Genomic DNA, 2640 nt, shown 5'->3' on the forward strand with positions numbered 1-2640 from the left:
CCACCACACCCCTTACGACGAAGCCACCGCCTGGCCCAGCCAGACCGACCAGAAGATCGCCGCTTGACAGTTAGAACCGTGGGATATCTAGGACGGGCGCGCGGCGGCGGACGCCCGGGCGTCCGCCTTGCGGAGGCGCCAGATGCACTCCGATGGCCAGCGGCGTGCCCACTCGTTGTCCGCGCGTTGGCGGCCGCTCAGGGTCGGGTCGTCCTTCGGACGGGTCTCCAGCAGGTCCTCGACGACCAGCCCGCAGGAGCGGAACAGACCGATCCACTCGCTGTACGGCAGGTTGGCGCTCACGAGCCCGTCGGCGTCGGCGAACATCCGCAGGTCGAAGTAGTCCCTGGCCAGCCTGCGGCCCGCGCGGTCACCGCCCGCCTCGACGGTGATCTCGTAGAGCGGGCTGATGTGGCTGAACGCCAGCAACCCGCCATTGCGCAGAATCCGAGCCGCCTCCGGGATCGCGTGGCGCGGGTCGGCGAACGAGAACGCGCCGTGGTCGGCGAACACGACGTGGAACGAGCCGTCGGCGAACGGCACGTCCTCGGCGCTCGCCTGGACCAGCGGGAACGTCAGCCCGGTCTCCCGCTGGAGGCGCAGGCTGTGCTGCAGCTGGCGTTCGGAGAGGTCGAGCCCGACCGGGTTGGCGCCGCGGCGGGCGAGCGCCGTCGACCACTGGCTGCCGCCACAACCCATCTCCAACACATCGAGCCCGGCGACGTCGCCGAAGATGTTCAGCTCCGACTCCGGCAGCCCCCACAGGCCCCAGGCGACGTCTCCGGTGAACGCCTGGCCGCGGATCCGCGGGGCGTTGAAGCGCTGGTAGTCGTCGGAGATCTCGTTCCAACGGTCCCGGTTGGTCCGCACGTGGGTACCCACGACGTCGCTCATCGGCTTCTCACCGGTCGCTCGTCCGTTCTTCGGTGCTCTGACGTTCGATGCCCTGACGTTGCCAGCCAACAACGTTCGTTGACGTTGTTGGCTGGCGTTGTTTCCTGAAGCTCTCTGGATCCTGAAGCTGTCTGGAGGTGGTGCACACCCGGCCGCCGCCGCGCACCCGGCTGCCGCCTGGTACCCGCGGCTTTGGTGCCCGCGGCCTGGTGCCGGTTGCCAGCCGCCGCCGCCTGACGTCGCCGCGGCACCGGCAGGGAAAGACGACTGGTCGGGCGCGTCCTCGTGGCACGAGCAGGCGACCGGACCTGTGACCGAGGTCCTGCCGCGGGAGGCACACAGTGACCAGGGAGCGGTGGCCAGGGAGTCGACTCTAGGGGACGGCTTCCGACGGGCACGTCCTGGGTCCGGCGAGGCGCCGCCGACGTCCTGGCCGCGGTGGCCACATCGCCATGGGGAGTCGAGGGGGATCCCGCGTTCGAGCGGCGCGGGCTTCGGCGGGGCCGGTGGGCGTGGAGCAGGGCGAACGGGTCCGGCCGGAGCGGGCGAACCCTCGCGGGCAACCGGCGGACCCGGCGGACCACCGGGCGGACCCGCGTGGGCTTACKGGCGGACCCGCGTGGGCCACGGAGCATCCGCACCGGCCATCCTCGTGCCGGGTGCGGACCGTCACATCACCCCCCTGACAAACCAAGTTTGCCGGGGTGTAACGTTACGTCTCGCCTCACCAGCTACGGCGCGAGCCGCGGCGACCGGGGTCGGCATCGTCGCCGGAGCACCGTGACACCGGGCCCCGATGAAGTCGACAAAACGGGGCGAGGTAAGGTGCTCCAGGACTCGAAAGTGGCGGTCAACCGGCTCAGCCGGAGTGAATCGACATCGGGTCGTCGTATCGGGTGACAGACCAGAAAAACCCGCGAAAGAGCCGCACGATTGGCTCGCCGGACCATCTGGTAAGTTTCCAGGACACGACAGGGCGACGCCAAATTCGGCCAGCGGCGGGATTTGACAGCCCTTCGGAAGCTCCGTAAAGTTCGACAGGCTCCGCGCCCCGGGAAACCGGGTGCGAGAAACACTTCCGGCCCTTGGGCCGGAGAACGAAAACGAACTGGTAGCGTACAACCGGCTCCGGTCGGTACGCGTCGGTGAAGTACCCCAACAGGGTGTGGATCCGGTTTATGCGTCCGCTCCTTGAGAACTCAACAGCGTGCCATAGAAGTCAGTGCCATAAATACCCCGTTCCGCGGGTGGCGCTGCTGGTCTGGTTTGATGCCGGGTTGGTGGTGTTGTCTGTGGGGGTTTGTAAGGTTCCTTTGGCATTTGATGGACGATCTACGGATCTGTGTCCATATTTTGCCGGGGTTTCTCCCATCGAGGGAGTTTAAAGCATCGATGGAGAGTTTGATCCTGGCTCAGGACGAACGCTGGCGGCGTGCTTAACACATGCAAGTCGAGCGGACCTTCGGGTCAGCGGCGAACGGGTGAGTAACACGTGGGCAACCTGCCCCAGGCTCTGGAATAACTCCGGGAAACCGGGGCTAATGCCGGATATTCACACCTTTGGGCATCTGGTGGTGTGGAAAGATTTATTGGCTTGGGATGGGCCCGCGGCCTATCAGCTTGTTGGTGGGGTAATGGCCTACCAAGGCGACGACGGGTAGCCGGCCTGAGAGGGCGATCGGCCACACTGGGACTGAGACACGGCCCAGACTCCTACGGGAGGCAGCAGTGGGGAATATTGCGCAA

At 66.7% G+C, this 2640-nt stretch carries 1 protein-coding gene and 1 rRNA gene; one reads left to right on the forward strand and one right to left on the reverse strand.

Annotation, left to right across the window (positions count from 1 at the left end):
• Positions 1 to 87: 87 nt before the first annotated feature.
• On the reverse strand, positions 88 to 894 hold the full coding sequence (locus BCD49_RS08160; RefSeq protein ID WP_007515507.1) for a class I SAM-dependent methyltransferase: 807 nt from the start codon (positions 892 to 894) through the stop codon (positions 88 to 90).
• 1389 nt (positions 895 to 2283) lie between these two features.
• On the opposite strand from BCD49_RS08160, the gene BCD49_RS08165 reads away from it, so the two are divergent.
• Positions 2284 to 2640: ribosomal RNA gene (locus tag BCD49_RS08165) — 16S ribosomal RNA — on the forward strand; the annotation flags it as partial.

It is taken from the genome of Pseudofrankia sp. EUN1h, from assembly GCF_001854645.1.
GTDB classification, from domain to species: Bacteria; Actinomycetota; Actinomycetes; order Frankiales; family Frankiaceae; genus Pseudofrankia; species Pseudofrankia saprophytica.

Coding starts and splice junctions, on each gene's coding strand:
- BCD49_RS08160 (WP_007515507.1), bottom strand. CDS start 894: ATGAGCGACGTCGTGGGTACCCACGTGCGGACCAACCGGGACCGTTGG.